A 25498-nucleotide genomic window follows, 5' to 3' on the forward strand; every position below is an offset into this window, starting at 1 on the left:
GCAGTGAGTCGGCCCACCGCTCAACTGCAGCAGACCCGCTTTGGGCGAATGTCAAAGGTCGAGGAAGTCGCCGAGCCAGGTCCGAACTTGGAGGAGGCATCCGTCACTGACGGCGCCGGCGATCCCTGTCAGACGTTCCCGGGTGAGGGTGCGCGGCTGCTCCGTCATGATCCACGAGGGGCGCTCGAGACCGCTTGCTCCCTCGACACGCACGTGATTCGGCCATCCTCGATCGACAGACGTAATCGGCAGGACGATCGCCAGAGTTGTCACCGCGTCGAGGTATCCCTCCGAGGCGACCACGAGAACAGGGCGGTGACCGCCTTGCTCTCGGCCGCGAACAGGCTCGAGTGCGGCCCAGGCTACGACTCCGGGCGCGAGCTCGAGGTCAGTCACGTGGGAGGTCGGAGAGTTCTACGAGCTCCCACGGCTCCGACTCCTCGGCGTGAGACGAGCGGTCTTCGATCGAGGACGCCGCGATTGCCTGTTTGAGCGATGCCATGCGATCGCGGCGGTCCGCAGCATCCGCGAGTACTGCGAGGTGTGCGCCGAGCGTCAGACCCGCGCGTGCGGCCTGCTCCTTGAGGCGATCACGCAATTGATCGCTGACCTTGATCGTCGTGGTCATACTTTCAGTATACCGGGGGTCCCGGCGCGGCACAGCTCGAGTATGCCCTCTCGACAACGGCGATCTTCCTGGGGTCAAGGAGGCCTTCCGCCCGTTCCGCTCCGGTCGTCCGACTCCCTAGTTGGAAGGTTCAGCTATGCTCAGCACTCTGCGCAACAGCCGCGGCTCTTGGCCCCATAAACTGAGCATTATGCTCAAAATCGTCATGTTGAAATTTGCTCTCGAATGCTGCTAGATGACGGCCCTCTCCAGAGGTCACTGACAGAGCGGCAGAACGGCTCGTTTTTGCCCGCATTTTGCCCGCATCCCATTTGCCGGTAGCTGTTTTCGGACGTGGATCGATGTCGCTTGACTCCCGAAGATCCGCGTAATTCCGCGGAATTCGCAGGTTCATGCTCTGATGCAAAATGCTCAAAACGTGTTCGAGTCCCTCCAGGGGCAAATGCAAACGTCCACCGACAACTGGGATCAAGAATCGTCACGGAACTGCTGGCGATGGCGGGTTGCGCCGCCTTCACGAGCCACCTCCCCGCGATCTCCGCGCTTAGGGTGCTGTGCGGGCGAGGCCGTTCATCTGGCCGCCTCCCACGGGCTTGAGGCGCCGGGTAGCGTTGACGCGTGCCCGCACGCCGTTCACGCCGGATCCTCCGCCTACGCGTCTCGATCGTGGGCATTCAACCGGAGATCTGGCGCACCATCGATGTCGACGACAGCCTGTCGCTCGCCGAGTTCCACATGGTGCTGCAGGTGGCCTTCAACTGGCTCGATTCGCACCTGCACCGCTTCTCTGAGGACGATCCGTGGGCGCGCAGCAACGGCATCCCGCGTATCGGACGGCAGCCTCGCGCGTGGGTCGATGCCTGGTCGCTGGCTGAGCTCGAACTCGAGGGCGAGGAGGATGAGGCGGAGACGACCATCGGCGAGGCGATGCAGCACGACGGACCGCTCTGGTACGTCTATGACTCGGGCGACAACTGGCTGCACCGCATCGATCTGATCGAGCGCGATGCCGCGAGAGCCGATGAGCCGCTCGCGCAGCTGATTTCAGGGGAGCGGCGCGCGCCTTTCGAGGACTCCGGCGGCATCACCGGCTACCAGGAGATCGCCGACATCCTTGCCGACCTCTCGCATCCCGAGCATCGGTCGACGAGGGCGTGGGTCGCCACGGCAGTCGGACCGTGGGGTGCAGACGATCTCGAGGATGCCGATCTGGACGGCGCGCGCGGCGAGCTCGCCTTGCTGTTCGGCCTGCCGGAAGCTGAACTCTCGGGGATGGTGAATGCCGCCACCGGCGTGACAGCCGATTCGCCCATTGCCCGACTCGCCTCAGACCTCCCGGTGCCGTTGAGATCGAACCTCCGACGGCACGTACGGCGCGGTGGGCTGCTCGGGCCGAACCGGCTGCGCGATGGGGACGTCGCTGACAGCGTCAGGCCGTATGCATGGCTGATCGACCGCGTCGGGATCGAAGGGCTTACGTTGACGAAGGCAGGGTGGATGCCGCCCGCTGTGGTGCTCGACGGGATGACAGCCCTCGGCTGGCACGACGACTGGATCGGCGAGGCGAACCGCGAAGACCTCACTTATCCCATCCGGGAGTTGCGCGCGTCGGCCGAACGGATGCGCCTGATCCGCAACGTGAAGGGGCGCCTCCAGCTGGTCAGCCGCACACGCCCGGCGATCGGGCGACCGGCGCTGCTGGCCGAGCAGATTGCCCGGATGCTTCTTCGACAACGGATGACGGATGGCCAGCGCGTCGCCGGCACGATATTGGTCATCGGTCTGGCCGACGGGACAATCACCACGCGACGTGAGGCGGAGAGTCAGGTGATCGACATCCTCAATGAACTCGGATACATCGACCCGCAGGGTCGAGAACTCGACCGGCCCTGGTTCTCCTCGCTGACCGAGCCTGTCCTCGAGGTGCTTGACGCGCTCGGCCTTTGGCGTTCGGACGGCCGCCGCAGAGACGTCCCGCCTAGCGACGCCGTTCGGGTCATCGCCCGCCTCGCACTCAGGTAGCGAGTCCGAGTCGCCATCTTCACAATGGGGAAGTGTGGGTATCGAGCCACAGTTCGATGTCCCTCAGAGGCAGATCGGCGCGGCCGCCTTCTGGTGCATTCCGGCATAGACCTCTTCGCCGAATACCAACTACCCGCCGAAAACCCCCGCCGCGGGCACCCGGAAGTTGTCGCCCTCGTACGTCCACACATTGGACCACTGCGAGATCACCTTGTCGCGCTCGCTCGGGCTGGCGGTGTAGAAGTGGTGGAGGACGCTCGGGCTCCAGAAGCGCGCGACCGGCACCGTGTCGGGTTGCGTCGACGTCGCGGGGTATACGAAGTAGGCGACGCCCTCATAACTCCACACGTTCTGCCAGACGGAGATCACCTGGTCGCGCTCCGCAGGGTCCGCGGTGTAGAAGTGGCCGTTCAACGCCGCGCTCCAGAATCGGTACAGCGGTACCGTGCCAGGGACCTGGCTCTTGAAGGCGGTGTACCGCTCTCCCTCGTATGACCAGACGTTCGGCCAGCGGGAGATCACTGTGTCGCGCTCGACGGGGTCGGCCGTGTAGAAGTGGCCGTAATAGACCGAACTCCAGAACCGGTACACCGACACGGGAGTCGCTGAGACCTCCCGCGGCGGCACGTCGGCGCCGCGGTACTCGACGTGGAGGTGGTCGCAGGTGTCGTTGAAGCGGGTCCAGCCGGTGGGCAGGGAGAAGTTCTGCCCGCAGTTGTACTGTCCCACGCCAGCGGGGACGGGCAGAACGCTCGCAAGCGAGCGGATCAATGCGACGTCCTGGGGTGTGGCGCCCGTTGAGGGCACGCCGTTCACCCGGACGATGTCGATCGCGTGACCACCGCCGTTCACGATGTGGTATTGCCACCAGATGGTGGGCTCGCTGCCCTCGCACCACCGGTTCAGGGAGCTGACCCGGATCGAGAAGCCATGATCGACCACGACCTTCTTCAGGGCATCGAGGAGGACGTCGTTGAGGTTGCACGGGCGATTGGTGAGGGGGTTCACGTACTCGTAGCCCTCGGCGTACGCCTCGACCTGCGACTGCGGAGACGACCACCCGAACGTCAACCGCCCGCTGGCGAGCAGCGCCTGCGCATTCGCCTGCGCCGCCGGATCCACCTCGGCGGCGCGCGCCGGCCGGGCCTGGCCGACGAGCACCGCCGCCAGCACAAGGAATACCATCCCGAGTGCTGCGGTCCGGAACCGGATGGAGTGCTGCATACGAAATCCTTCTGTCCAGGACGAGCAACCATGGCGCCGGTCAAGACTCGGCTCGGCGGCTAAGGCGATAGCGACTCCAGAGCGAACCCTATCGACGGGGCGGGCGGGGGGTATGTAGGCCGTTTGGTGGACAGTACCAGCCCGGCGCCCCGTCCCGCGGGATCAATAGAACCGACTCATCGAGGCTGCGTGGATGCTCGAGTCCACGATGTCATGCCACCCGAGCGCGGCATCACCACTGGCGCTGTGGTGAGCGCCGACCGCCTCCAGGATGCGGTCGCGGAAGAGTTCCCCGTTCTCCCACCCCGTCACATCCAGGGTCACGACGTCGATGTCGCGCCCTCGCGTGCGCTCGAAACCGGCGTGCAGCCGGGTGGCCGCCTGGGCGGCAGTGCCCAGGCACGACCCCTCGGGAAGCGACCCGCCGTGGGTGTACACCACGAAGAGATGCGCCATTCGCGGGTGGGCGGCGGAGTAGGCCCCCACCTCCTGGCACACCTTACGGAGGGTCTTCTGGGCCGCGTGACGCGACCGTTCGCGTGAGAGATCGACTCCCCAGACGAGAGCCTGCGGTGACTCCGCACCGGATGCCTGGACGACGGCGAGCGGGCCGAGGATGGGCAGGTTGTCGCCCCGGACGATCAATGCTGCAGTCACGATGGTGCCTTTCGTTCGGCGTCGTACGCGCCGACCGGACTTTCCGACTCACCACGCTCCGCACGGCGATCGTGCGGAACCGAAACGACACTACGCCTCCCCGGCGACTCCACGGACGGCGGCACGCAAGATGCCGGATCTGGTCCGCGAAGCGTCAGCCGGCGTCGACTGTGCCGCGCAAGACCGGAGGACGATGGGCGATGGGACTTGCGGATGCCGGGTCCAACGGCGCAATGGACAGGCCGGACACGAGGATGGAGGCGGGGCCATCGAAGCCCTGGACGAAGACGGTCGTGAAACCGAGGGTCGCGGTGCCGGGACCGTCGGGCAGATGTCCGAGGAAGACGATTGTTCCGCGTCGCAGCTGGCCGGCGGCGATGCTCTCGCTCCACGAACTGCGGAACGGGTCCGCTTCGAGAGTCGTGCCGTCTTCGGCGCTGAGGGTCGCGTTGGCGTACAAGGGGAGCGAGATCGTGTTGGCGAGTCCGTTCTGCACAGTCAGTTCCACGCGCGTGAAGTCCTTGGTGTGATCAAGGCTCTCCACTGTGGTCACGACGCCACCGGAGTCCACGGTGACCGGGGCGTTCTGCAGCCGCGGGACGCCCTCCTGATCACCGGTGAGGAATCCGGTCAGAGTCGCGACACCGTAGGTGACCAGAGCACCGGTGAGCCCGACGACGGCGACGATGACGAGGACGGCGATCGCCACGGGGGCCCCACCGCCTCGGGGGCCGGCCGCACCGCCCGGCCCCGGCGCCGTCGACCTCCGTCTTCCGGACCGCGCGACGACATACTCCCTTACGACCTCGCCCAGGGCGGCGACGACGGCGATGAGGGGAGCGGCGAGCCATGGCAGGCCCCACTGACCGGTCGCGAACTGGATGGTGACGCCGACCGCAAGGACGAGGAGGTTGACGACGATACCGACGACGATGGATTTCCAGATTCGCACCCGACCATGCGCGCCGCCGCGCGGCTGCGGTGCGGGCGCGCTTCCATGCGACATGGACACACCTCGGTTCCAGCGGAGACTTGGAGTCCGCGGATGCTGCGGAGGTTGATGCCAGGCTACTCCTGACGGACCGGCGGATGCAGGACTGTTCGGTCGCTGGACCGAATGGTACTTTCGGGTGTGTCAGGCTTCTTCGGGCCGCTCCCGACCGCAGGCGACGAGGCCCCGCTCACCGTGACGGGGCCCTCGCAGGTGCCGCTGCACATCGCTCCGCGAGGCATGGTGTCCTTCGATATCGCGAACCTGACCGCTCGTCCCGTCCGAGCTCGCGTCTCCGTCGATCCGATCGCCGGGGCCGAACTGTCGTGGTTCGACATCGAGGGTGGCACGCGACGCGACATTCCGGTGGGCGGCCAGGCGACGGTCGAGGTCAGCGTCCAGGTTCCGGGACATGCGCCGCCCGGGACGGCGTCGTTCCGGTTCGTGGCGGCTCTCGAGGAGGACCCGAGCCAGGCGACGAAAAGCCCGACGGTCCAGTTCACGGTCCCGAAGAGAGGTGACGGGCCCCGGCGGTGGATCGTCGTCGTCCTGGCCGCGGCTCTGGCGCTGACCGCGGTGGCGGCCATCGGCATCCTGACCTTCGGCCTCATCCGTGACGACGACGAGCCTCCGGCGGTGGCTTCATCGCCCGCGGCGGCGTGGCTCGAGAACGGCGGGGCGGTCGCCATCGTGACGTGGGGAGACGGGTCCTGCACGCCCGCCCTCGGTGATTCGACGCTCTGGGACAGCAGATTCGTCGTGGAGCTCATGGACCCCGTGGGGGAGGAGTGCTCCGGCGAATCGGTTCCCCGCCCGACTCTCGCTCCGCTCACCGAGCCGCTGGCCCTGACGGAGGAACTCGAGATCGTGCTGGCGGGCGACTACGAAGGCGTCATCCGGCTGGCCGGTGACCCGGAGCCGCCGCCGGAGGTGGGCTTCGCGGAGCCCAGCGCCGGCTGGTATTCGCCCGACGGATTCGTACTCCTGACCTGGGGCAGCTCCAGCTGTCCACCCGAGGTCGCGTCGACCGAAGTCACCGCCGAGGACGAGGTGACAGTGGTCTTCGTGGCATCCGGGGAGTCCCCGTGCACGGCGGACCTCGCCCGGCGCGCGACGATCGCGGAGGTCGACGAAGCGGGTCTTGGCGACGGTCGTGTGACGGCGATCCTCCAAGGCGACGGCTCCGACGACATCGAGGTGCCCATCGCGGGAGTCCGCCAGGAGTAGGCGTCGTCGAGGGCCTCGACGCCGCTGAGGGCCGGCCTACGGCCCTCCGCGCCAGTGGTCGATCCGGTGGGTGTCGGGGGAGAAGCCGTGGCGCACTCCGTAGAGGACCGCCTGGGTGCGACTGGTGGCGCCGATCTTGCGATACACGGATCGCACGTAGGACTTGACGGTGTTCGGACTGAGGTACGTGAGGCGCGCGACATCCGCGTTGCTCTTGCCCTGAGTGATCAGCGCGAGGATCTCCGACTCCCGGTCGGTGATGCCATCCAGCCGCCCGGGCCAGTCGAGCCCGGGCGCGCTCGGCGCCCTGTTGCCCTGGTCGCTGATCACGACCTCACCGGCATGGACGGCCTCGATCGCGGCCACCAGCTGAGGGGCGGTGAGGGTCTTGGAGAGATAGCCGTGCACCCCGAGCCGGCGGGCGGATTCGATGAGCTCGGGATGGAAGTTCCACGTGTAGACGACCACGCGCCGGGCGCGCGGGTTCTTGATGAGCTCGGCGACTTCGTCGTGGTCGGACTCCGGCTGGGCGAAGGAGTCGTAGAGCACGACGTCGACCGAGTCGCTCATCGCCGCGTTCGCGTCTATTTCCGCAACCACCACGCGATCGCTGTACTCATCGAACAGGTGGGCAAGGCCTTTGAGGACGACGTCGTAGTCGTCCACGAGGGCCACCGTGATGGGTCGGTGCGGCGAGGGCATGCCCTCAGCATTACACCCCCAGGGGTGTGCCGGTACACCCGGAGGGGTGGTTCAGTCAGATGTCGCCACTTCGTGTGGCGGCCGGCGCCTCACCCGGTGCGTCGCAGTCATCCGCCCCTCGGGGCGATCACAGAGGAGCAATCATGCTCGGTCTCATCATCAGCATCATCATCGTCGGCCTCATCGCCGGCTTCGTCGCTCGCGCGGTGATCCCCGGCAAGCAGGACATGAGCATCCTCATGACGATCGTGCTCGGCATCGTCGGCTCGTTCGTCGGAGGCTTCCTCGGCTACCTGCTCTTCCAGAAGGATGCGACGGACGGCTTCTTCCAGCCGGCCGGCATCATCGGCTCCATCATCGGCGCGATCATCGTGCTGCTCGTCTACGGCTTCGTGAGGGGTCGCAGCGCCACCTCGCGCCGCCGCTCGTAGGCGTCCGACACCACTCGAGCTCATGAGCGGCGTCAGAAGCGCGGCGCGAGCCGCGCAGGACTCGACGGGCTTCCGCGTCACCGCGCGGATCGGGTACGTCGTGCTCGGCATCCTGCACATCGTCATCGGCCTGATCGCCATCTCGTTCGTCTCCGGGGGAGGGGGCGGGGAGGCGGATCAGGGCGGTGCGATGGAGCAGATCCAGAACGCTCCGATGGGGGTGCTGCTGCTGTGGCTGATCGCGCTCACGCTGTTCGCACTGGCGCTGTCGCAGATCGCCGAAGCGTTCCTGGAACGCAATCCCGACTCGAAGCGAAAGTGGGGGTACCGGCTCAAGTACCTCGGCACGGCTGCCATCTACATCGCGCTCGCGGCGACGGCGCTCGTGTACGCGCTGGGTGGGCGGTCCGACTCGTCGGAGTCATCCCAATCGTTCAGTGCGCAGCTGCTCGCCACCCCAGCCGGCGTCGTGCTGCTCGTCCTCGTGGGTCTGCTGGTCACGGGGATCGGCGTCGCCTTCATCGTGCGCGGTGCCACCCGCGCGTTCGAGAAGCACCTCGACCTGCCGAACGGAAAGGCCGGGAAGGGGATCGTCACGTTCGGGGTGTGCGGATACGTCGCCAAGGGCATCGCCATCGCGGTGACCGGCATCCTCTTTCTCGTCGCAGCGCTGACGCGCGATCCAGAGACCGCCGGGGGGCTGGATGCCGCGCTGCACAGCCTCGCGGGACTTCCGTTCGGCGCCCTCATCCTCTGGGTCGTCGGTGCGGGTCTCATCCTCTACGGGCTGTTCTGCTTCGCACGCGCGGCATTCGCCCGCATGTGAAAACCGGTCCGGCAGAAGCCCTCGAGCCCCGGGGGGAGGGCGACGGCTTCTGCCGGACCACATCCTCGCCGTCGCGTGCGAACAACATCGCGGCGCAGAAACAACACCGCGGCGCAGAAACAACACCGCGGCGCAGAAACAACACCGCTGCGCGGAGACAACAGCGCCCGGCCCGGCGGTAGCCGGGCCGGGCGCTGTTGTCACCTGCCCTAGAACGGCAGGAGCACCACCTGACCGGCCGGCGGATCGCTGAGCGCGTTGACCGTCGCGTAGATCCCCTTCGTTCCCCACTCGACCGCGGCCCCCTGGGTCGCCTCACGGAACGGCACGGCCTCCGACGTGCCCTTCTTGATCACACCGATGTGCGGGCCGAACAGCTGAGCGACGTAGATGTCGCCCCTGGGGCTGACGGCGAGGTCGGTCGCCGTCACAAGCCCCGACGCCACAGGAACGACCTTTCCGTTCAGCAGGTTCACCTTGACCACGGCGCCCCGCGCACCGAGCTCAGGGCCTTCCGGCCCACCGGGGAGCAGCGAGACGTACAGCCAGCCGTCTGGGCCCAGCTCGACATCCGTCGGCACCGGCTCGAAGTTGTACGTGTACCCGATCGCGCACTCCGGCAGGCCCAGCGCCAGGGCCGCCTCGTCGACGACGTAAGGCTGAGGCGGAAGGACGGCGAGCGTACGGACCTTGCCTGCACGGTCCACCGTGAACAGGGCGTTCGAGCCGGCGTCGGCGACGACGGTGCCGATCGGCGTGCCGAGTGTGGCATACGGGTGCGAGTCCTGGATGCCCGCGTAACTGCCGGGGATCTGCGCCGGCACCTGCGCGAGGCAGTCCGCCGGAAGGTCGGTGAATCCGTACTGCGCCTTCGCATCCGGGTTCGCCTGATTCTCGTACGCACGGATGTCGGCGAGGTCGCTGACGTTGCCGTGCCGGTCGATCTTCTTCAGGTAGGACTCGACCGGCCCTATGTTCGGGTCGATGACCGTCTCGGTGAAGTACACCGTTCCGAGGAAGGCCGAGACACCCCCCACTTCGGCCCCGTTCTCGCTCGTGTACAGCGGCGTCTGGGTGCCGTCGCGGGCGATCTTCGTCAGCTGGCCGGCGAAGTTCTGCGTCACATAGATCGAGCCGCCGACGTCGACGGCGAGCTTGAGGGGTGACACCAGGTTCTCCGCGCGCACCTGCGGGGGCGGGGGAGCCGGCGCCGCGGTGGCGGCGGTGCCGGTGAGGGCGAGTGGGATCGCGAGAGCGATTCCGGCCGAGAGTGCGAGCGAACGCTTCATTGACATTCCTTCGACTAAGGGATGATGGGCGCGCGTCTATCGACATTCCGGCCCCCAGCACCCGGTGTGCTCTTTCGCGCGCATGCTATCGGTGCGGCCGCGGGCAATTCAAGATGCTTCCATCGAGGCGCCCGCCTGTGAACGGCGACTCGACGAACTTCCCCGCGCATGTCGTGCGCCCTGGGCGAACTCGGCCGCTGCCGGCTTCGGCGGTGCTGAGATGGTCGCATGGACTCCGAAGACGCCCTGGATGCCTACTCGGCTGCGGTCGTGCGGATCGTCGAGACGACGCTGCCCTCCGTCGCGGCCGTCTCCGTCCGTTCCGCCCGCGGCGCCGGTGCGGGCAGCGCATCCGTCATCTCGACCGACTCGCACCTGCTCACCAGCGCCCACGTCGTGGCGGGAGCCGACCGCGCGGAGGTGGCGTTCTCCGACGGCTCGGTGCTGCCCGCCCGCGTCGTCGGGAGCGACCCGCTCTCCGACCTCGCGGTGCTGCGCGCCGAGGGCTCCACGCCACCGCCCGTCCCCTGGGGTGACGCATCCAGGCTGCGAGTGGGTCAGCTCGTCGTCGCCCTCGGGAATCCGCTCGGGATGGCGGGGAGCGTGACGGCGGGCATCGTCTCTGCGCTGGGACGGGCGCTGCCGACGCAGGCGGGCCGGGTGGTCGACGAGGTCATCCAGACGGATGCGTCGCTGAACCCCGGCAGCAGCGGCGGAGTCCTCGCCGACAGCGCGGGCCGGATGGTCGGGGTGAACACGGCGGTGGCCGGGGTCGGTCTGGGGCTCGCCGTGCCGATCAACGCGACGACACGCGAGATCATCGACGCGCTGATGACCCGTGGCCGCGTTCGACGGGCGTGGCTCGGCGTCGCGGGCGCTCAGATCACGCTCAGTCCGGAACTCGCCGCACGCGTCGGATCGCGCACGGGCATGCAGGTGGCCTCGGTCGTTCCGGGAAGCCCGGCGGCGACCGCGGGGGCGCGACGAGGCGACATCGTGATCTCGGTCGACGGCACTCCCGTCACCAGTGCCACCGGCATCCAGAGGCTGATGGTCGAGCATGCGATCGGGCGCCGGATGGAGCTGACGGTGTGGCGCAACGGCGCCCTCGTGGACATCGTGGTGCAGCCGGAAGAGCTTCGGGTCCCGTAGCGCGGCCGTGCCCGGGGTCGGCCGGGTAGCATGGCGCAGGACACCGCCGGTGCGGGAATGCAAGCGGAGGGGCAGGATGCCGACCCAGGAGATCGACGTGACGGTGGCCCCCTCGGGCACGGGATGTCAGGAGTGCCTCGAACAGGGCAGTTGGTGGGTTCATCTGCGGCGGTGCGCGACGTGCGGGCACATCGGATGCTGCGACGACTCGCTGAACCGGCATGCCACCGCCCATTTCAGGGCGACGGGACACCGGTACATGCGCACCTTCGAACCTGACGAGTCGTGGTTCTGGGACTACGTCGAGAACAAGGGCTTCCTCGGCCCGGCGCTCGCGCCGCCGGAGAGCAGGCCGATCGACCAGCCAGCGCCCGGCCCCGCGGGTCGCGTCCCGGCGGACTGGCAGGACGTGCTGGAGAGGCGCAACGAAGCCGAGGGGTGAGAGCGGGGCGGAGGGCTGAGGCCGCCGGCCGTCTGCCGGAGGCGCCGGGTCAGCCGGCGAGCGCCCGGTGCACGGACGCGACGGCGCTCGAGCCCTCCCCGACGGCGGCGGCCACGCGCTTCATCGACCCTTGCCGCACGTCGCCCGCGGCGAACACACGAGGGATCGACGTCTCGAACGGCAGCGGCTCCCGCCCGAGTGCACCCCACGCGCCGCCGAGGGCGCCGGCGGTTATGTCGCTGCCCGTTCGCAGGAACCCGTCGGGGTCGCGATCGAGGGTCTGCAGCCACGACGTGGCAGGCACCGCCCCGATGAAGCAGAACAGCCCACGCGCATCCACCTCTCCGACGCGATCGATGCGCACGCTCTCAAGCGACGTGCCGCCACCCAGCCCGACCACCTGCGACTGCGTGTGCACCTCGACCCGGGGATCCTCGACGAGGCGGTCGACGAGATAGGACGACATCCGGGTGCCGAGCTCCGAGCCCCGCACGACAAGCCGCACCGGGCAGCCGTTGGCGGCGAGATACAGCGCCGCCTGACCGGCCGAGTTCGCGCCGCCGACGACGACCACGGGGGAGTCGATCACCTGGCGCAGCTCGAGCTGGGTCGCGGCGTAGAAGATGCCGGCCCCCTCGAATTCCGACCACCGGTCGAGGGTGAGCGTGCGATACGCGGCCCCCGAGGTCACGATCGCGCTGCGTGCTCGCAGAACGCGGCCATCGCTGAGAGTCACATCGAGCTGATCGCCGGCGGGCTGCAGGCGCACCGCCTCGCACGGGGCATAGACCCGCACGCCGAACTTGAGGGCCTGCAGCGACGCCTGTCCGATCAGGTTGTCACCGCTGACCCCGAACGGGAAGCCGAGGAAGTTCTCGATCCGGGATGTCGCGGCGGCCTGCCCGCCGGGCGCGACGGCGTCGAGCAGCACCGTGCTCAGGCCCTCCGACGCGCCGTAGATCGCCGAGGCGAGACCGGCGGGACCCCCACCGACGACCACGAGATCGACGACCTCGTCGGCGTCGCCCTGGTAGCTCAGGCCGAGCCGGTCGGCGACGATGCCGGGAGTTGCCCGCAGCACCGGTTCGCCCTGGATGAACGCGACGGGGAGGTCGTCGGGCGTGAACCCGTGCTCGCTGAGGTAGCCCAGCCGGCCGTCGTCGAGCTCCACCGACGAGTGCACGAGGTCGAGCCGCTCGGCGAAGCGCCGGAGGAACATGAACTCACGCGAGGAGTTCAGGCCGACGAGCTTGAGGGTCAGCGCGGCGGGCCCACGGCGCAGCACCTCCCGGCGCGCCCACAGCGCGTGCAGGATGATGTCGCACAGCTCGTCGTCTTCGGCCATGATGCGGCGCAGGGCGGCCCGATCGACGCGCAGCACGCGGCCGGGTGACACAACCCGCGCCGACAGGAAGGCGCCCTGACCGTTCAGCAGGCCCAGTTCGCCGACGAACGAGTGGGCACCCATTCGCGCGAGGACCGCCTCCTCCACCCAGCCGAGCGAGTCGCGCACGACCTCGACCTCAGCGGAGTCGACCAGGATCAGGTCGTAGTCCGCGTCACCCGAGCGGAAGAGATGGTGGTTGGTATCAACATCCTCCGGTACGCCGAAGGCGACCAGGCGTGCCCACTGGGGATCGGTGAGCGTGGGATTCTGGACCGGGTCGAGGCTGCTCGGCTGCACGACTCCGAGGGTACCAAGGCCACCCGTGGGCGGGGCTATGCGGTCGATACCGTCTGCGCTCGACCTCTGTCAATCCCCGAGCGCTCCCGGCGCCCGTGGCGCACCATCGATCCTTGAACGCAAGGGGTCGAGGTTGGGCAAATTCCTGTACGACGGCATCGTGAAGGTCGATTTCGAGGATCGGCTGCTCGCCCACCTCCACCTGGTGATCGGCTCGAAGATGCGGCGCGGTGAGTCGTTCCACTTCTCGTGGAAGGACGATACGAGCATCGGCGACGGGCGCACCACCGTCTGGATCCACCCCCGCTGCTCCCTGGTGTACAAGTACTACGGCAGCAGAACGCCCGCGCTGAATCGCGCATGGATCGACGCCCTGGTGCACGCGGCGAACTCGCCCTCGGGTCTGTATGCCCTACCCGAGCCCGCCCCGTACGCGGCGGTGGAGCGGCAGGAGCCGGATGCGATGACCTGAGGTGTCCGCGCTCAGTACTCCTCGAGGAAGGCGAGCTCGAGAGGGTCGTCGGGCCGGGACGGAGGGGGCGCGTTCAGCATGCGCGTGCGGGAGCGCATGTACTCGACCGCCTCGTCATTGTCGGGTTCCGGGATGGATGACGTGGTGGTCTCGGCCATGATGACGACGCCCGCGTCGAGCACGAAGGTCGCCTCGACATCCGCTCCGTCCGCCCCGTAGGCGGAGAGCGTGACGGTGTCGGCAGTGGCGTGAGCGGCGACGGCAGCCGCATACTCCGTCAGCGCGTCGGCGGCGGCGTCGCCGACGAGCAGGGACTTCTGCGCGTAGGTGATGTGCTTCATGCCGAGAGGATAAATCGCGTCGCGAGCGGCGCATGCATCCCTTGACGGATGCCGACTCCGACGCTAGCCGACGCCTGTGCCCTATGTCGATGGCACGGCCCACTCCTCTTAACACGCACACGGACGGGTGTTAAGATTCAGGAGACCCCAGACCCCGGTCGAGCGTTCGTCCTTCGCCGATGAGAGGTCGGGGTCATGAAGCTTCTTGAAACAGCGCACGGTTACTTCGAGACGGGTACCGAGATCGCGGATGCCGTTCTCCGGCGTCATGAGGAACGGTCAGCCGCCTTCCAGGTCGATTCGGTCGTCGTGCCGTTCCGCGACGGCATGGGCGTTCTCGGAAGCGTTCGCATCATGGTCGGCAGGCCGTACACGATCGGCTCAGCAGCCGTGCCGTCGGAGCTGCCCGAACTCAAGGACCCCGACGCGCTGGCCCGCATCCTGGACGACACCGAGGACGACCCGTTCGACGAGATCGCCTATATCAGTGCGGAGCTCGACCGGCTGGAGCTGCCCGCCGAGGTATGCGCACCGTGAAGCGGATCGACGTTCACTACGGCGGAGAGCTCATCACGCTCATTCCGGTGCCCGACCCTACGGCGGAGATTGGGGAAACGCCGTAGGGCCGGGCACCATTCACTCGGACTCGACCGCCGTCGCCTCGTGCGGCGCTCCGACCGGCTTGGACTCGGCCGACCCCCGCTGGCGCAGGTAGATCGAGAGCGCGACCATCGATCCGACGGCGAGGAACTCCGACTGCCAGTTCTGCAGCGTGCGGTTCCAGAAGTCGGGATTGACGAGGTACTGCGCCCAGGAGATGACGGATGCGCCGTGCTCGAGCTGCTCCTGGTTGTAGACCACCACGCCGGCGATCGATTGCACGAGCCAGGACGCCAGAAACACGGCTCCCATGACGAACAGCAGCGAATTGGAGTAGACGAAGTTGCGCCAGTCCGTCGCTTGAGCCCACTTGGGTGAGTCGGGTCGGGCGTGCTCTCCGACCATCTCGCTCTTGTCATCGCCGACGCCCGCGTCCTCCACCTTCTTGGATTCCGGTGAACCCCTCTCGACGAGCCAGACGGTGGCCAGGATGAACAGGAAGAACTGCAGATACTCGGACTGCCAGTTCTCGGCCACGTCGACGACGAACTCGGACGACGTGATGAAGTCGAGGTACGAGACCGGCGCGGCCCCGTGTGAGAGCTGCTCCTCGTTGAAGACGAAGAGGCCGGCGATCGACTGCCCGAGGAGGGCGAGCAGGAAGATCGTCCCGAAGAAGATGCTGAGCCCGTGCTCCTTGATGCCCTTGAGCATGAGTCAGCGCCCCGACAGCGCGATGACGAACATGTAGGCGAGACCCAGGACGATCACGCCCATCCAGAACCCGAACACGATGCGCATGCCACGACGATAGGCACCCTCCGTGCTGCGTCGCGCTGGCCTTGACGCGCGGGCCGGAGTGGGCTAATCGGTTTCCCCGGGTGCAGCGGCCGCCTCCGGATCATGGCACCGCACGCAGGGTCGGTCAAGCCCCTCCGCGCCGCCAACCGTCTGCGTAGCGTCAAGTGGCGCGGTCACGCCATGACGCGTTCCGCGACGTCCACGAGAGGAGCACCATGACGAGCACACCCGAGGAAGGCCGGTCGACGGGCATCGCCGAGTCGGAATCCGACATCCAGCCCCTGCGCGACGGCGACACGTCGATCGAGCCGGATGCCGCGGAGGACCCGGCGCAGGCGGAGTGGGACCGCACGACCCTGCTCGATGCCGGCGTGCCGCCGGAGGACCTGGCGGGAACGACCGCCACCGGCGACGACCCGGATGAGATTCCTGACGAGGACGATGAGATCCCCTCCTACGACCTCCCGACCGATGCCGAACAGCCCGAGAGCCAGGGCCTGGATCCGGTGATCGCCGACCTCGGCGAGGAAGGCGAGGGCGACCTCTCCCCGAACGACTACTGATCCGCGCACCGCGATGGGACATCGTTCCCCGGCGGCCGGGTCCGACTTCTCGGTGGGCCCGGTCGCGACGGGTGCGCGTCAGTACCCGAGTTTCACCGCGAAAGGTGCACCCGCTGCGCCGGCGGTCGCGACCTCGATGATGACCGTCGGTGACAACTGCACGACCCGCACACCGGGAGATGCCGACAGAACCGACTTGGCTGGTCGGTTCAGCGTGACGGTCAGCCCGGCGGTGTTCGCCTGGGTCGGGTCCGTGACGGTCAGCGAGATGCCGGATGCCGTCGCCTCCGTCATGACGACTGCCTTTCGGGACGCCGACAGGAAGTTCACGCCCCCTACCTTGACGGTCGCCGGTGCATCTTTCCAGAACACGGCGCCGACGGCGTTCAGCTTCGTCTCCTTGACGGCCGAGACAGCCGTCGTGTTCGTGAGCACAATCGTCTCCGGCGCGGCGGCGTAGGACTGCGTCCGAGCAGTGGACGCGTTCGGCAGCACGACATATGAGTACGTCGCATTGCTCGGCGCGACGCCGTGGTTCACCCAGAGTGCGAAATACGAGTCGGTCCGCTTCTGCGTCGACCCGGTCTTCGCATTGATGTCGAACCACGATCCGGCGTTCGAGGTCTTCGCCGCTCGCAGCGATTCAGCGCCGGGAAAGGTGTAGCCGATCTGCCCGCGGCTCCCGGAAAGCTGTGCCCAGCGGGGATTGCTGAACGAGATGGCCGTCGCGGAGGTGATGCCCTTACCGTCGACAGTGAGCTTCTGATCGGCCGCCTCGAGCCGGCGGTTGTCGATGATCGACTCGACGTGCACCGGGGTGGAGTCCCATCCGGTGCCCGACAGCGCGGGGTCGTTGATGCCCGAACCGAGGGCCACTATCTCGTTGTCGAAGCTGAACCACGCCTTGTTGGCAAGCAGGTTCGTCTGTGCGCCGTCGAGGATCATTCCGAATGCGCCCGCTGTGCCTGATGCGGATGACAGGCCGCCGGCGAAGTTCTGCCGGCTGAGGTAGTTGCGCCCGTCGTTCACCCCCTTCTTGCGGGTGTCCACGGTGGTGCCGGGGAGGCGGTAGCGATTGACCGTGGCCCAGTAATTGCCCGTGTATTGCGCCGTGTCGTCGGTGTAGAGATACGTCATGCCGTCGCCGGTGTACCAGGCCTTCTGGTTTTCACCCGTGTTAGCCGTTTCGAAGTTGGTGATCCGCGAGCTGGAACCGCTCACCGCGAAGTCGTATGTCTTCGCCCTGTGCACGAACCTGTCCATGGACGAGAAGGCGAAGGCGCCGACCGGCGCGGTACCGGGCACGACGGCGGGGTCGTTCAGCACAGCGGCGGCGAGCTCGAGATCGTAGATCGAGCTGGATGCCTGATAGGCCGGCAGTTCGGCATCCAGCAGCAGTCGCTTGAGGCCCGATCGCAGCTGGCGCGCCACGGTGTCCGGCGCGGACTCTGCGAGCAGCCCGATGGCCCTGATGGTCGTCGATCCAGCGTCGCGATCCTGGTTGTACTCGCGCGAGATCTCCCGCCCGCGCACGCTGTCCATCTTGACGCCGTCGGTCAGGAACGGCGCGTGGGTGACCCGCACCGCATTGTAGATGTTCATGGTCGCCGGGTCGGTCACCTCCCACGGGGACCCCTCGAACAGGTACATGACCTGGCTCACCAGGCGCAGGGCGGAGGTGCCGTAGCCGCCCGCGTACGGGACAGTCGAGTGCTGGATGAAGCCGCCTCGTTCGTAGTACCCGTCACCGGTGGTGACGAACTGCATCACGGGCACGATGCCCTTCTGAGCCTGGGTGGTCATGGCGGGGTCCTTGGCGATGACGCCGCGCAGGGCTACGACCATCACGGACCATGCCCGGTTGGCGCCGGTGGAGTACGGCCCGCTCGTGTAGACGCCGGGAAGGAACCGCGTCTGTGCGGCGATATAGCTCTGGATGCGGGTGGAGCCGAGCTTGTCGTACAGCAGGACGGTGATGTCGTTCAGCTCGAGCGGGATACCGAGTGCCCAGTACCAGGTGTTCGTGTCGCGTACGGTCTGCGTGTTGTAGCGGTTCGCACTCAGCCAATCCAGTCCGACGAGGAGGGAGGCGAGAAGGTCGGGGTTCCCCCTCAGGGCGGATCCCTTCGTCGCGTACGCCACGGTCATCTCCTGCAGGCGAATGTATGACTCATGGGTGTCGGCCACGCTCGTCGCCGAAGAGAGATCGGCCCAGAGCTCGGCCTCGGGCGTGCGGTCCATCGCGTCCCAATGCTCGCGAGCCGTCGCCGTGACGCGAGCCACGGCGTCGGCGTACGGTTGCGCTGCCGGGTCGAAGTCCGCACCGCCGGTCAGGTAGTCGGCCCACCGCTGGCGGGCATCGGCGAACGAGTCAGCGGCGTGGACTCGTGGCGGCGACCAAGGGAACACCGATGAGGACACGACGCCCAGGAGGACGACGGCGAGCAGGGCGCGCAACAGCGGGTGGTGAGAACGGATCACGGATGCTTCGCTTTCGGTCGTCGCCGGGGGGGCGGTGCAAGTGGATGCAGAGGCAGGCCCTGCCCAGTCACGGTAGCGGTTCCCGGCGGCGCCTTGGTTTCGGCGAGGTATCAGACGTGAGAAGGTGCGACGACGAGCACACGACCCTCAGCGGCGCGCCGCGGAGGCGTCGATCAGTGAGCGGCCTCATACGCCTCGACGACGGCGGCCGGCACCCGGCCGCGCTCCGACACCTGGTACCCGTTCTCCCTGGCCCAAGCCCGGATGGCGGAGTAGTCCTCCTGGCCGGGGCGGCGACGCTTTCGCCCACCCGCGTTGGACGCGCCCGAAGAACCGGAACGCCCGCTGGATACGGACCGACCGGCCCCGACGTACGGGGCGAGCGCGTCGCGGAGCGCGGCGGCGTTCGCGTCGGTCAAGTCGATCTCGTAGGCGGTCCCATCGAGCGCGAAGTAGATGGTCTCACCCGATCCGACCTCGAGGACGGTGCCGTCGATGTCGTCGACGAGCTGATGAACAATCTTTCGGGCCATGGCGCCACACTACCCACGGCCCCAGGCGTTGGCTACGGGAGCAGACCCGCGCGGCGCGCCCGCGCCACGGCCGCGTGGCGAGTGGATGCCTCGAGCTTCGCCATCGCGGAACCGAGGTATGCCTTCACCGTTCCCTCGCGCAGCTCCAGGGTCGCGGCGATCTGGGCGTTTGTGGCGCCGAGCGCCGCGCACGCCAGCACGTCGATCTCCCGGGGCGACAGCCGCACGTCGAGGAACGGCCCGGTCGTCGGGTGCTCTTCGCCGGAGAGTGCGGCCAGGCGCCGTTCGAGCTTCTCCAGCCGCTCGCGCAGCGCGGCATCCTGAACGCTCGCGGCGATGCCCCGCAGCTCGGCGTAGCTCTCGCGGAGCTCTTCTCGCTGCGATGCGGGTAGAGGGCCGGATGCCGGAGGCACCGCGGTCGCCATCGAGTCCACGCGCCGGCGCACCTCGTCGCGGATCCGCAGTTCGGCGGCCAGGGCGTCGGCGACGTGGAACGCGGGGGCGGCGACGACGTCGCCGACGTTCGCGGAGTCCCATGACCCGCCGTAGAGCACTCCTCGGGTGACGCCGTCGACGACGACAGGGACGGCCAGCAGCGTCGTGATGCCCTCACCGAGCACGTGCACGTCGTAGTCGTGGGTGATGTGCCGGGCCGTGCGGTAGTCCGGGGTCATCCGCGGCCGCAGCTCCGTCATGGCCTTGCCCCCGAGACCCCTGTCGCGGCGCACGGTCAAGCCGTCGAGGCTTCGCGTCCTGTTGCCGACCACCGAGCTGATGCGTACGGCCCCATCGACCTCGAGTCCGCCGAACGCGACGGGAAAACGGGTGCGCTTCGCGATCTCGCGCACGGCCCCGGCTACGAGCTGGGTGTCGGTTTCTGCCGTGTCGACGCTGAACAAGCCACTACCTACTCTCGGGGGTGCCGTCGCCCCTCGGCCGTTTCGTAGCGTCGACCATACCACCGGCCCGCGGGCGGTCCGGGGTGGCGGACGGGAGGCGCGCGAGCGCCGCATCCCATCCGTGGGATCCGCTCGGGCGGGCTCGCGGCCCGCGGACGGCCTACACGTCCGCGGGCCACACCCCGCTCGACCCGCGCCGGTGACTTCCCACCAGGTGCGTGTCGACGATCCCCGTCGCCTCCATCAGTGCGAACGCCGTGGTGGGGCCGACGAAGCGGAATCCGCGGCGCTTGAGCTCCTTCGCCAAGGCGACGGACTCCGCCGAGGAGGACGGGATGTCGGCCAGCCGCTCGGGCCTGAGCGGTTCGGCCGGCTGGAAGCCCCACACGAGCTCCGGCAGCCCTCCCTCCTCCCGCAGGGCGATGGTGGCGCGTGCGTTGCCGATCGTCGCCACGATCTTCGCGCGATTCCGGATGATCCCGGGGTCGAGCAGCAGGCGCTCGACGTCGGACTCGTCGAAGGCCGCCACCGCGTCCGGATCGAAGCCGGCGAATGCGGCGCGGAAGCCCGGGCGCTTGCGCAGCACGATCGCCCAGGACAGCCCGGACTGGAAGGCCTCGAGGCTCAGGCGTTCGAACAATCCGTGCTCGTCGCGTACGGGCATGCCCCACTCCGAGTCGTAGTACTCGCGCATCATCGGATCGGTCGCCGCCCACACCGGGCGGGCGAGACCGTCGTCGCCGACGATCAGGTCTGTCGTCATCGGGGGAGCCCTCCGGGGTTCTCGTGCTCGATCAAAAATCGTTTCACATCGGGCCGCGCGCCGTATTCCCCGATCGTCCCGTCGGAGCGCACCACACGGTGCACGGGAACCACCAGTGAGAACGGGCTCAGTCGGCACGCCGTGCCGACCGCCCGCGCGGCGCCGGGTCGGCCTGCGGTGATCGCCACCTCTCCGTAGCTGGCCGTCTCGCCGTATGGGATGTCGCAGATCGCCTGCAGCGCGTCGCGGTGGAACCCCCGGGTCAGACTCCAGTCGAGTGGGATGTCGAAGTCGCGGCGCGCGCCCTCGAAGTATTCATCGAGCTGCGCGATCACGGATGCCGCGGCCTGCGGATCGAGAGCCGGCATCTCGCCGAGCTCGTGCGAGAGCCCGGCGAGCTCCGCCTCGACGTCGCGTTCGCCGAGCCGTAGGGCGATCATGCCCGTGTCGGTGAACGCCATCAGCGCCTGCCCAACGGGGGTTTCCGTGACCGCGTAGCGGGAATTCGTCATCCCCCCATCATCACGGTGGCGTGGGCCCCGGACCGTGTCGCGCTGCCTCCTGGGGAGACTCCCTGGGCGGAAGGGGCTGGGGAGGAACCGCTGATCGCGACGGCGTGTCCCCCGGTGTCCACCGTCCGGCGGTCACGGTGCCAATCGAGCGAAACTCGGTCCACCTGCGTGCGTGCGGTGCGGACCGCGCATAGTGTGGCGTGTGTGTGGCGAGCCGAAGGAAACGCCGTGGTGGGGGAAGAAGACGACCGGCCCGCCGCATCCGTGAACCCCGGGGAGCTGGGGCTGTCGGAGGTGGGAGTCAGCGTCATGCACATCGCCGAGCCCGACCGCGAACGGCTGCGGGCCGAGGCTCGCGGTCTCGGAGGACCCTCGCCGCTGTTGCAGTACGTTGACGCCCCCGAGACGGGCATCGACATCACGAAGGCGCATCCCGGCAGCCTTCCGCCGTTCATCACGGGCAAGTCGACTCTGCTGTCGAACCTGTTCCGTGACGAGGTGGCCCTCCGAAATGCCCGACTTGCCGCCGAGCGCATCACCGCCAAACACGTGGAGCTGCGCACCGTCCGGGGCATCGATGCCGTGAACCTCGCGGTCGGCCTCGCCTCGTGGCGGGTCGGCGGCATCGCCTACGCGGCGCCCGTGCTGCTTCGGCCGCTCGCCATCCGTCGCCACCACTCCGACTTCGAGCTGAAGCTGCACGGCCGGTTCCAGGTGAACCCCGAGCTGGTCCGGGCGGTGCGCTCGGCCTTCGGGATCGAGCTCGACGGTGACGCGCTCGCCACCCTCGCGTACGACGGCGGGGTCTTCAAGCCACAGCCCGTGATCGACCGGCTGCGCGCCGCAACGGCCGCCATCGAGACGTTCACCGTCCTCCCGCGCCTCGTGGTCTCGACCTTCGCGGACATCGGCGGGGCCATGGGACGCGACGCGACGGATCTCGACCACCCGGTGCTGAACGCGCTCGCGGGGCACGCCGATGACCGCGAGGCCCTGACGGTACGCCGCCCGGACCCGCAGATCACCAGCGCGGATGACCGGGCTCCTGCATCCGACACACTGCTTCTGGATGCCGACGCCGAGCAGGAAGCCGTGCTTGCGCGCATCACCGCGGGGCATTCGCTCGCGGTGCACACGCTGCCCGGAACCGGCGGCACCCAGACCATCATCAACGCGGTCGGCGCGCTCGTGCAGGGCGGCAAGCGGGTGCTCGTCGTCAGCGCCCGCCGGTCGAGCCTCGAGGGCGTTCGTCATCGCCTCGCGGGCATCGGCCTCGGCGGGCTGGCCGTCTCGCCGTCCAGCCTGCAGCGCGACCTCATCCGCGCGATTGGCCGCAACGAGAAGGCGACGCAGCCCAAGGTCGCCGACGTCGATGACGCCCTCGTGCGCCTGCGCACCGTACTTCGCGACTACCGCCGGGCGCTGACCGCGCGGCATCCGTCCCTCGGCGTCTCCGCACTCGACGCGACCCGCGCCCTGACGACGCTCGCCGCCCGCGAACCCGCACCGTCGACCACCGCGCGCTTCGACCTGCCCGCTCTCGAGCGTCTCTCGCAGCACCGCGGCGAAGCGGCCGCCAAGCTCGTGCAGGCGGCGCGGCTCGGCGAGTTCCGCTTCGGTCCCAACGATTCGCCGTGGTACGGCGTCTCGTTCGCCAGCACCGAGCAGGCCCGTGCGATGCACGCGCTCGCGGGGCGCCTGCACCGGGTCGACGTGCCGGCGCTGCTCGAGCGCGGCTACGCGCTGATCGCACAGACCCGGATGCGTCCGTTCGCCACGATCGATGAGCTCGGAGACTACCTGCGACTGCTGCAGGGCATCCGCGACTCGCTCGATCGCTTCAGTCCGACCGTCTTCGAGCGGCCGCTCGGCGAATTGATCCAGGCGCTCGGCTCGCGCCGCGACGCTCCGGGGATGAGCGGCACGAACCGGCGGCGGCTGCGCCGGCTCGCGAAGGAGTACGTGCGGCCTGGAGTGCACGTGCCCGACATGCACGAGGCGCTCGTGCGCATCCAGCAGCAGCGCACATCGTGGCAGCGTTTCGTCGACGCAGGGGTGACCCCGGAGGTCCCCCTGGGGCTTGCCGATGTGCAGGTCGCGTGGCAGCGGGTCGAGGCAGACCTCGGTGAACTCGATCGCCCACTCGGGCGGGAGCGCGCCGGGCGGTTCGGGAGCCTGCCGGTCGGGCAGCTCGTGCGAACGCTCGCGGGACTCGCCGCCGAGTCCAAGGTGTTCGACAACCTCGTGGAGCGCGCCACCCTGCGCGGCGAGCTGTCGCGGCTCGGCGTCGAGCCCCTGCTCGCCGAGCTCTCCGTGCGTCACGTGCCCGAGAACCTGGTCGCCGGCGAGCTCGAGTTCGCGTGGTGGCAGTCCGTGCTCGAGCACCTGCTGCAGAACGACCGGGCGCTGCTCGGCGCGAACACCTCGGTGGTCGACCGGCTGGAGCGCGACTTCCGGCTCGTCGATGAGGCCCACGCCGCGGCATCCGGGCCGCTCCTCGCGTGGCAGCTCGCCACCCAGTGGCGGATCGCGATCGTCGACCAGCCGGCCGAGGCCGCTGCCCTCAAGCGCGCCCTCGTGCATCCGAGCCCGGCATCGCCCCGCGACATCGCCCGTGTCGCGCCGACCCTTCTCCGCACGCTCGTCCCCGTCTGGCTGTCGTCGCCGTACGACGTGCCGCTCGTGCCGGATGACCAGCCCTTCGACGTCGTGCTGATCGCCGACGCGGCCGCGCTCAACCTCGCCGAGGCCACGCCTGCCATCCGCCGAGCACGCCAGGTCGTCGTGTTCGGCGATCCGGTGACGCAGAAGCCGACGCCCTTCGCGACCGCCACCGGTCGTGCGGCCGACGAGAACGCCGACGTGCCGTTCGACGACGTCTCGGTATTCGAGCGCCTGGCGGAACTGCTGCCGGTCACCACCCTCACCCGCAGCTACCGGGCCGGCGGCGAGGACCTCGCGGAGCTCGTGAACGACGCGTTCTACGGCGGTGAGATCGTCTCCCTGCCCTGGGCCGGTTCGTATCTCGGCCGTGGCAGCCTCGCCGTCGACTACGTCGAGGGCGGCAGCGGGGCCCCCGATCCCGTGACCGGGGCCGTCGAGAGCCCGGATGCCGAGGTGGCCAGGGTGGTCACGCTCGTCGTCGAGCATGCCGTGCACCGATCCACCGAATCGCTCATGGTGGTCACTGCCAGCGCCAAGCACGCGGAGCGGGTTCGCGCGGCCGTCGGCACGGCCTTCGCGGGCCGGGCGGATGTCGCGGACTTCGTGTCGCGCGATTCGGCGGAGCCGTTCGCCGTGCTGAGCCTCGAGGAGTCGGTGGCTGAGAGCCGCGACCGCGTGATCTTCTCCCTGGGGTTCGGTCTCACCAAGCACGGACGCGTCCTGAGCGACTTCGGCGACCTCTCGACCCCCGACGGCGAACGCCTGCTCACGGTCGGGATGACGCGGGCCCGCCGCTCGATGGTGATCGTGTCGTCGATCAGGCCGTCGGCCTTCGACGACGGGCGCCTCGAGTACGGGGCGGCGACGTTGATGAACATCCTCTCCGGGGTCGCGGCGCGCGCCAGGGAGGCTCGACTCGAGGACCTCGCCGACCCGCTGACCCGTGCGCTCGCGCGCGAGCTTCGCCGCCTCGGCGTGCTCGTGGACGTCGACTACCGCGGGCTCCTCCCGTTGGTCGCCCAGCACGGCGGCAAGGCGGTGGTGGTGGAGAGCGACCCCGAGTCGCGGCCGGAGTCGCTGCGCGAGACGCTGCGCCTTCGCCCCCATGTGCTGCGCCGGCTGGGTTGGCACTACGTGCGTGTGCACGCGTTCGACCTCTACAGCAACCCCGCCGCGGTCGCCGCCCGCATCGCGGGGCTGCTCGGCGTGGAGCCGGAGGCCCCGACCGTCGACACGGACACGCAGCCGATCGATGTCGTCGAGTGACGAGCACGGTGCTCGCCAGCACGTCGAGCGCGTGCGCGGTGCCCGGCGGGCGAAGCTGACCCCCGCCCCCGGTACGGCGGCGGAGCCGGTGCCCGCCGACGAGCAGCACGAGGCGGATGAGGGGGACCGGAAGGACTCCGGCCCGAACGACGCGCAGCTGCGGCTCGACGTCCCGCCGCACTATTAGCGGGCTCTCCTACTGCCCGAAGCTTCACATCTCGCCCTTGCGCGGAGCCGTGGCTGATGGGCACCTACCGCGACGAGTGCACGGGCTGCCGCCGAGCGCACGGCTTCGTCGCGTTGCCAGGCCGTGCGTTGGGCGGGAAGC

26 protein-coding genes are annotated in these 25498 nt (G+C 68.7%); 11 read left to right on the forward strand and 15 right to left on the reverse strand.

Going from position 1 to position 25498, the window contains the following annotated elements; translation table 11 throughout:
• Positions 1-51: 51 nt before the first annotated feature.
• On the reverse strand, positions 52-396 hold the full coding sequence (locus ACLQ2Q_RS13455) for a type II toxin-antitoxin system PemK/MazF family toxin (protein ID WP_425820960.1): 345 nt from the start codon (positions 394-396) through the stop codon (positions 52-54).
• On the reverse strand, positions 389-628 hold the full coding sequence (locus tag ACLQ2Q_RS13460; RefSeq protein WP_425820961.1) for a hypothetical protein: 240 nt from the start codon (positions 626-628) through the stop codon (positions 389-391). The genes ACLQ2Q_RS13455 and ACLQ2Q_RS13460 overlap by 8 nt, the downstream gene beginning before the upstream one ends.
• 618 nt (positions 629-1246) lie before the next feature.
• On the opposite strand from ACLQ2Q_RS13460, the gene ACLQ2Q_RS13465 reads away from it, so the two are divergent.
• Positions 1247-2650 (forward strand): plasmid pRiA4b ORF-3 family protein, encoded by a 1404-nt coding sequence (locus ACLQ2Q_RS13465; RefSeq protein ID WP_425820962.1) that lies wholly within the window; start codon positions 1247-1249, stop codon positions 2648-2650.
• A 129-nt stretch (positions 2651-2779) separates the two neighbouring features.
• Here the strand turns inward: ACLQ2Q_RS13465 and ACLQ2Q_RS13470 are convergent, their stop codons facing one another.
• The 3 genes from ACLQ2Q_RS13470 to ACLQ2Q_RS13480 form a co-directional block, all read right to left on the reverse strand.
• A complete protein-coding gene (locus ACLQ2Q_RS13470) occupies positions 2780-3874 on the reverse strand; it encodes a hypothetical protein (protein WP_425820963.1) in 1095 nt (364 codons plus the stop codon).
• Between the two features lie 162 nt (positions 3875-4036).
• Positions 4037-4531 (reverse strand): hypothetical protein, encoded by a 495-nt coding sequence (locus ACLQ2Q_RS13475; RefSeq protein ID WP_425820964.1) that lies wholly within the window; start codon positions 4529-4531, stop codon positions 4037-4039.
• 154 nt (positions 4532-4685) lie between these two features.
• Positions 4686-5483, reverse strand: coding sequence for a hypothetical protein (locus ACLQ2Q_RS13480; RefSeq protein WP_425820965.1), 798 nt, complete (start codon positions 5481-5483; stop codon positions 4686-4688).
• 180 nt (positions 5484-5663) lie between these two features.
• On the opposite strand from ACLQ2Q_RS13480, the gene ACLQ2Q_RS13485 reads away from it, so the two are divergent.
• Entirely contained in the window at positions 5664-6749 is a 1086-nt protein-coding gene (locus ACLQ2Q_RS13485) for a hypothetical protein (protein WP_425820966.1), read from the forward strand.
• 36 nt (positions 6750-6785) lie between these two features.
• Here ACLQ2Q_RS13485 and ACLQ2Q_RS13490 read toward each other — a convergent pair whose 3' ends face one another.
• A complete protein-coding gene (locus ACLQ2Q_RS13490) occupies positions 6786-7451 on the reverse strand; it encodes a LuxR C-terminal-related transcriptional regulator (RefSeq protein ID WP_425820967.1) in 666 nt (221 codons plus the stop codon).
• A gap of 143 nt (positions 7452-7594) precedes the next feature.
• Here ACLQ2Q_RS13490 and ACLQ2Q_RS13495 point away from each other — a divergent pair, with 143 nt between their 5' ends.
• Together ACLQ2Q_RS13495 and ACLQ2Q_RS13500 are read left to right on the forward strand one after the other, a co-directional pair.
• Positions 7595-7882 carry a GlsB/YeaQ/YmgE family stress response membrane protein gene (locus tag ACLQ2Q_RS13495; protein ID WP_425820968.1) on the forward strand — a complete coding sequence of 96 codons (288 nt, stop codon included), beginning with the start codon at positions 7595-7597 and terminating at the stop codon, positions 7880-7882.
• Positions 7883-7904: 22 nt separating this feature from the next.
• On the forward strand, positions 7905-8708 hold the full coding sequence (locus tag ACLQ2Q_RS13500; RefSeq protein WP_425820969.1) for a DUF1206 domain-containing protein: 804 nt from the start codon (positions 7905-7907) through the stop codon (positions 8706-8708).
• Positions 8709-8917: 209 nt separating this feature from the next.
• Here the strand turns inward: ACLQ2Q_RS13500 and ACLQ2Q_RS13505 are convergent, their stop codons facing one another.
• Positions 8918-9997, reverse strand: a complete 1080-nt coding sequence (locus ACLQ2Q_RS13505) for a ScyD/ScyE family protein (protein WP_425820970.1) — start codon at positions 9995-9997, stop codon at positions 8918-8920.
• A 228-nt stretch (positions 9998-10225) separates the two neighbouring features.
• Here ACLQ2Q_RS13505 and ACLQ2Q_RS13510 point away from each other — a divergent pair, with 228 nt between their 5' ends.
• A complete protein-coding gene (locus tag ACLQ2Q_RS13510; RefSeq protein ID WP_425820971.1) occupies positions 10226-11149 on the forward strand; it encodes a S1C family serine protease in 924 nt (307 codons plus the stop codon).
• Positions 11150-11225: 76 nt separating this feature from the next.
• Positions 11226-11591 (forward strand): UBP-type zinc finger domain-containing protein, encoded by a 366-nt coding sequence (locus ACLQ2Q_RS13515; protein WP_425820972.1) that lies wholly within the window; start codon positions 11226-11228, stop codon positions 11589-11591.
• Positions 11592-11640: 49 nt separating this feature from the next.
• Here ACLQ2Q_RS13515 and ACLQ2Q_RS13520 read toward each other — a convergent pair whose 3' ends face one another.
• A complete protein-coding gene (locus tag ACLQ2Q_RS13520) occupies positions 11641-13275 on the reverse strand; it encodes an FAD-dependent oxidoreductase (RefSeq protein WP_425820973.1) in 1635 nt (544 codons plus the stop codon).
• Between the two features lie 133 nt (positions 13276-13408).
• On the opposite strand from ACLQ2Q_RS13520, the gene ACLQ2Q_RS13525 reads away from it, so the two are divergent.
• Positions 13409-13747, forward strand: a complete 339-nt coding sequence (locus tag ACLQ2Q_RS13525; protein WP_425820974.1) for an ATP-dependent DNA ligase — start codon at positions 13409-13411, stop codon at positions 13745-13747.
• 11 nt (positions 13748-13758) lie between these two features.
• Here ACLQ2Q_RS13525 and ACLQ2Q_RS13530 read toward each other — a convergent pair whose 3' ends face one another.
• On the reverse strand, positions 13759-14088 hold the full coding sequence (locus ACLQ2Q_RS13530) for a hypothetical protein (RefSeq protein WP_425820975.1): 330 nt from the start codon (positions 14086-14088) through the stop codon (positions 13759-13761).
• 195 nt (positions 14089-14283) lie between these two features.
• On the opposite strand from ACLQ2Q_RS13530, the gene ACLQ2Q_RS13535 reads away from it, so the two are divergent.
• Positions 14284-14625, forward strand: coding sequence for a hypothetical protein (locus ACLQ2Q_RS13535; RefSeq protein WP_425820976.1), 342 nt, complete (start codon positions 14284-14286; stop codon positions 14623-14625).
• A gap of 99 nt (positions 14626-14724) precedes the next feature.
• Here ACLQ2Q_RS13535 and ACLQ2Q_RS13540 read toward each other — a convergent pair whose 3' ends face one another.
• A complete protein-coding gene (locus ACLQ2Q_RS13540; protein WP_425820977.1) occupies positions 14725-15402 on the reverse strand; it encodes a DUF6766 family protein in 678 nt (225 codons plus the stop codon).
• Between the two features lie 302 nt (positions 15403-15704).
• Here ACLQ2Q_RS13540 and ACLQ2Q_RS13545 point away from each other — a divergent pair, with 302 nt between their 5' ends.
• Positions 15705-16052, forward strand: a complete 348-nt coding sequence (locus tag ACLQ2Q_RS13545; RefSeq protein ID WP_425820978.1) for a sugar ABC transporter ATPase — start codon at positions 15705-15707, stop codon at positions 16050-16052.
• A 78-nt stretch (positions 16053-16130) separates the two neighbouring features.
• On the opposite strand, the gene ACLQ2Q_RS13550 is transcribed toward ACLQ2Q_RS13545, so the two are convergent.
• The 5 genes from ACLQ2Q_RS13550 to ACLQ2Q_RS13570 form a co-directional block, all read right to left on the reverse strand.
• Positions 16131-18533 (reverse strand): polysaccharide lyase 8 family protein, encoded by a 2403-nt coding sequence (locus ACLQ2Q_RS13550; protein WP_425820979.1) that lies wholly within the window; start codon positions 18531-18533, stop codon positions 16131-16133.
• A gap of 173 nt (positions 18534-18706) precedes the next feature.
• Positions 18707-19066 carry a histone-like nucleoid-structuring protein Lsr2 gene (locus ACLQ2Q_RS13555; RefSeq protein ID WP_425820980.1) on the reverse strand — a complete coding sequence of 120 codons (360 nt, stop codon included), beginning with the start codon at positions 19064-19066 and terminating at the stop codon, positions 18707-18709.
• Positions 19067-19098: 32 nt separating this feature from the next.
• Positions 19099-19965, reverse strand: a complete 867-nt coding sequence (locus ACLQ2Q_RS13560; RefSeq protein WP_425820981.1) for a helix-turn-helix transcriptional regulator — start codon at positions 19963-19965, stop codon at positions 19099-19101.
• A gap of 160 nt (positions 19966-20125) precedes the next feature.
• Positions 20126-20728 (reverse strand): DNA-3-methyladenine glycosylase I, encoded by a 603-nt coding sequence (locus ACLQ2Q_RS13565; RefSeq protein WP_425820982.1) that lies wholly within the window; start codon positions 20726-20728, stop codon positions 20126-20128.
• Positions 20725-21240, reverse strand: coding sequence for a methylated-DNA--[protein]-cysteine S-methyltransferase (locus ACLQ2Q_RS13570; protein ID WP_425820983.1), 516 nt, complete (start codon positions 21238-21240; stop codon positions 20725-20727). The genes ACLQ2Q_RS13565 and ACLQ2Q_RS13570 overlap by 4 nt, the downstream gene beginning before the upstream one ends.
• 309 nt (positions 21241-21549) lie before the next feature.
• Between ACLQ2Q_RS13570 and ACLQ2Q_RS13575 the strand changes: the two genes are divergently transcribed.
• Together ACLQ2Q_RS13575 and ACLQ2Q_RS13580 are read left to right on the forward strand one after the other, a co-directional pair.
• Positions 21550-25170: an AAA family ATPase gene (locus ACLQ2Q_RS13575; protein WP_425821075.1), complete on the forward strand. Its 3621-nt coding sequence runs from the start codon at positions 21550-21552 to the stop codon at positions 25168-25170.
• Positions 25157-25357, forward strand: coding sequence for a hypothetical protein (locus ACLQ2Q_RS13580; RefSeq protein ID WP_425820984.1), 201 nt, complete (start codon positions 25157-25159; stop codon positions 25355-25357). The genes ACLQ2Q_RS13575 and ACLQ2Q_RS13580 overlap by 14 nt, the downstream gene beginning before the upstream one ends.
• The last annotated feature ends 141 nt before the right edge of the window (positions 25358-25498 follow it).

This window comes from Microbacterium sp. DT81.1 (genome assembly GCF_049844955.1).
Taxonomy (GTDB): domain Bacteria; phylum Actinomycetota; class Actinomycetes; order Actinomycetales; family Microbacteriaceae; genus Microbacterium.

Excerpts from the sequence above, each read along its gene's own strand:
- ACLQ2Q_RS13460 (WP_425820961.1), bottom strand. The coding sequence starts at position 628 with ATGACCACGACGATCAAGGTCAGCGATCAATTGCGTGATCGCCTCAAG.
- ACLQ2Q_RS13470 (WP_425820963.1), bottom strand. The coding sequence starts at position 3,874 with ATGCAGCACTCCATCCGGTTCCGGACCGCAGCACTCGGGATGGTATTC.
- ACLQ2Q_RS13490 (WP_425820967.1), bottom strand. The coding sequence starts at position 7,451 with ATGCCCTCGCCGCACCGACCCATCACGGTGGCCCTCGTGGACGACTAC.
- ACLQ2Q_RS13495 (WP_425820968.1), top strand. The coding sequence starts at position 7,595 with ATGCTCGGTCTCATCATCAGCATCATCATCGTCGGCCTCATCGCCGGC.
- ACLQ2Q_RS13500 (WP_425820969.1), top strand. The coding sequence starts at position 7,905 with ATGAGCGGCGTCAGAAGCGCGGCGCGAGCCGCGCAGGACTCGACGGGC.
- ACLQ2Q_RS13505 (WP_425820970.1), bottom strand. The coding sequence starts at position 9,997 with ATGAAGCGTTCGCTCGCACTCTCGGCCGGAATCGCTCTCGCGATCCCA.
- ACLQ2Q_RS13510 (WP_425820971.1), top strand. The coding sequence starts at position 10,226 with ATGGACTCCGAAGACGCCCTGGATGCCTACTCGGCTGCGGTCGTGCGG.
- ACLQ2Q_RS13515 (WP_425820972.1), top strand. The coding sequence starts at position 11,226 with ATGCCGACCCAGGAGATCGACGTGACGGTGGCCCCCTCGGGCACGGGA.
- ACLQ2Q_RS13530 (WP_425820975.1), bottom strand. The coding sequence starts at position 14,088 with ATGAAGCACATCACCTACGCGCAGAAGTCCCTGCTCGTCGGCGACGCC.
- ACLQ2Q_RS13535 (WP_425820976.1), top strand. The coding sequence starts at position 14,284 with ATGAAGCTTCTTGAAACAGCGCACGGTTACTTCGAGACGGGTACCGAG.
- ACLQ2Q_RS13540 (WP_425820977.1), bottom strand. The coding sequence starts at position 15,402 with ATGCTCAAGGGCATCAAGGAGCACGGGCTCAGCATCTTCTTCGGGACG.
- ACLQ2Q_RS13545 (WP_425820978.1), top strand. The coding sequence starts at position 15,705 with ATGACGAGCACACCCGAGGAAGGCCGGTCGACGGGCATCGCCGAGTCG.
- ACLQ2Q_RS13555 (WP_425820980.1), bottom strand. The coding sequence starts at position 19,066 with ATGGCCCGAAAGATTGTTCATCAGCTCGTCGACGACATCGACGGCACC.
- ACLQ2Q_RS13565 (WP_425820982.1), bottom strand. The coding sequence starts at position 20,728 with ATGACGACAGACCTGATCGTCGGCGACGACGGTCTCGCCCGCCCGGTG.
- ACLQ2Q_RS13570 (WP_425820983.1), bottom strand. The coding sequence starts at position 21,240 with ATGACGAATTCCCGCTACGCGGTCACGGAAACCCCCGTTGGGCAGGCG.
- ACLQ2Q_RS13575 (WP_425821075.1), top strand. The coding sequence starts at position 21,550 with ATGCACATCGCCGAGCCCGACCGCGAACGGCTGCGGGCCGAGGCTCGC.
- ACLQ2Q_RS13580 (WP_425820984.1), top strand. The coding sequence starts at position 25,157 with ATGTCGTCGAGTGACGAGCACGGTGCTCGCCAGCACGTCGAGCGCGTG.